We start from the raw sequence: 1,843 nt of genomic DNA, 5'->3' as shown, positions 1-1,843 counted from the left end.
GGGCTACCGGTGCGGCGGGAGCATGGTGCGGGGGGAGTCGACAAGCACAGCGGTGGCCCCGAGATGCGGGAGAACTTCGCAACCCGTATTCTCGCCCGCTACACGCGGAATGCGTGGAACATGCTCGTTCCCGAAGTCCAGCCCGCACCCAAGGCCACCCGCCACATTGGCCGCGCTCAGGTGGTTATCGGAGGCGTCGCCCACGAAACGCAAGTCCTCTTCTTCACCGACGAGGAGGCCCGCGAATGGGCCATGGTCGGACGGGACGTCACAGCGTCACAGGCTCACAGCACCCGTCACAGCCTGGACAAAGACCCTGTGACAGTCACAGCGGAGGCCCCCGGGAAGGAGCCCGCGCCCGCCGGGGGAATTCCCGCTCAGCGCATCACTGAGGGAAATTTCGAAAAGGCGATGGAGGCGGCGTTCGCCGCCCCCGAGTACAAGCCGGAAAAGCCCGCTGAGAGCCCGATAAGCCTCCGGGAAGCCGTGGACAAGGGCGTCGTCTCGGTCAGCCTGTCTGTCATCCGTCAGGCAGCGAGCGGGAACCGTGACCCCGAATTCCCCCCCAATGTGGGAAAGAACAAGCGAGGCGCCTTCCTCTACCACCCGGAAGCGCTCAGGAAATGGGAGCGGAACCGTCCCGGCAGCAAGAAGAACGACGACGACTGACCGACTCCGGCCCGGGGCACCCCCTCAGCCCCGGGCCAGAAAGGAGAAAGATAATGGCCGACACCACCGAAATCGCGAAGGAAACCGAGGAAGAGGCCGAGGAGAAGACGGCGCGCGCCTGGCTCCCGGAATGGACCCCGGCCGTCCTCGTCTGGGCGGCCCGCATACTCCTCGCCCTCTCCACCGCATTCGTTCTGGTAGTCATCCTCATGGCAGAAATCACTCTCGTTGACCTCCTGCCCTGGTGGATGCTGCTCGTCATCTACTCCGCCCACTTCGGCGCTCTCTTGCGCCTGTCCCGGGACGCGAAAAAGGGAGCCGAATACGCCCGGCACTCCTGGAAGTCGTACGTCCGCTGGGCCAACTCCCTCACCTGAACCTGGAATTGAGGCAGCTATGACAGAAGAGATCCCGGGCCGCGCGACGCTGGTCCCGCTCATGACCGACCCGAGGGGGCAGGCGGCCCCGCTCGACCTCACCCACTCCGCCCACCTGGCCGTCGTCTCCCACGCAGGCCGGGGCGCCACCTCCGCCTTGCGGCTCCTGGCCGCCCACCTCGCCGCGCACGGCCTGGCCGTGGACGTCGCCACGGCCAGGCCCCAGGAGTGGGCCGGGCTCGCCGTGGACGGGGGCATTTGGCCCTCCGGCAGCGCCGCTGCGGCCGGGCTGATGATCGAGGCGTTCGTAGACGAGATGCGGCAGGCGTTCGCGACCGAGCGGGGCGAGGGGCAGCTCCCCGATGCCCGGCGGCGCGTCCTGGTCGTGGACGCCGTCGACCGCCTGCTGGACCAGGCGCCCGACCCGGCCGCGCTGCTGCGGAGGCTGGAGGAGACGGCGTTCCTGGGCCGCGGTGCCGGGTATCACCTCGCGCTGTCGACGCGCCCGGACGCAGCCGGTCGGCTCGGGCCGGTCCTGGACTGCTCCGCGGTTCTCACCCTCGCCCCGGCCGGCGCCCGGGGCGAGGCGTGGTTCGCCTACGACCAGGCCCCGGCGCGTGTCCGGGTGCCCTTCCTGGGGATGGAGGCGGCGCGGGAGCTGCTGGGCCTCTGACCCCGCCCTCCCGGACGCGGGCCCCGCCGGACTCCCGGCGGGGCCCGCAGTGCCTTCCGTACCGCAGTGGACTCCGTGCCTGCTGGCCAGGAGATATCTCCCCCGGCCCCCTGCGCTGATGTAC

The 1,843-nt window shown here is 69.8% G+C and carries 2 protein-coding genes and 1 pseudogene; all 3 read left to right on the top strand.

What is annotated here, in order from left to right; all coding sequences use genetic code 11:
• Positions 1-669, top strand: a pseudogene (locus D7231_RS34520) (pRL2-11); the annotation flags it as partial.
• Positions 670-722: 53 nt separating this feature from the next.
• Positions 723-1,046 (top strand): hypothetical protein, encoded by a 324-nt coding sequence (locus D7231_RS34515; protein ID WP_120760287.1) that lies wholly within the window; start codon positions 723-725, stop codon positions 1,044-1,046.
• Positions 1,047-1,065: 19 nt separating this feature from the next.
• Complete coding sequence (locus D7231_RS34510) at positions 1,066-1,719, top strand: hypothetical protein (protein ID WP_120760285.1); 654 nt, start codon at positions 1,066-1,068, stop codon at positions 1,717-1,719.
• The last annotated feature ends 124 nt before the right edge of the window (positions 1,720-1,843 follow it).

The sequence above is a fragment of the Streptomyces klenkii genome (assembly GCF_003626645.1).
GTDB lineage: Bacteria > Actinomycetota > Actinomycetes > Streptomycetales > Streptomycetaceae > Streptomyces > Streptomyces klenkii.
The sequence above is the reverse complement of the archived record's forward strand: the minus strand, read 5'-3'. Positions and strand labels throughout refer to the sequence as shown.

What these genes read in the sequence shown, in the direction of transcription:
- D7231_RS34515 (WP_120760287.1), top strand. Translation starts at nt 723, where the DNA reads ATGGCCGACACCACCGAAATCGCGAAGGAAACCGAGGAAGAGGCCGAG.
- D7231_RS34510 (WP_120760285.1), top strand. Translation starts at nt 1,066, where the DNA reads ATGACAGAAGAGATCCCGGGCCGCGCGACGCTGGTCCCGCTCATGACC.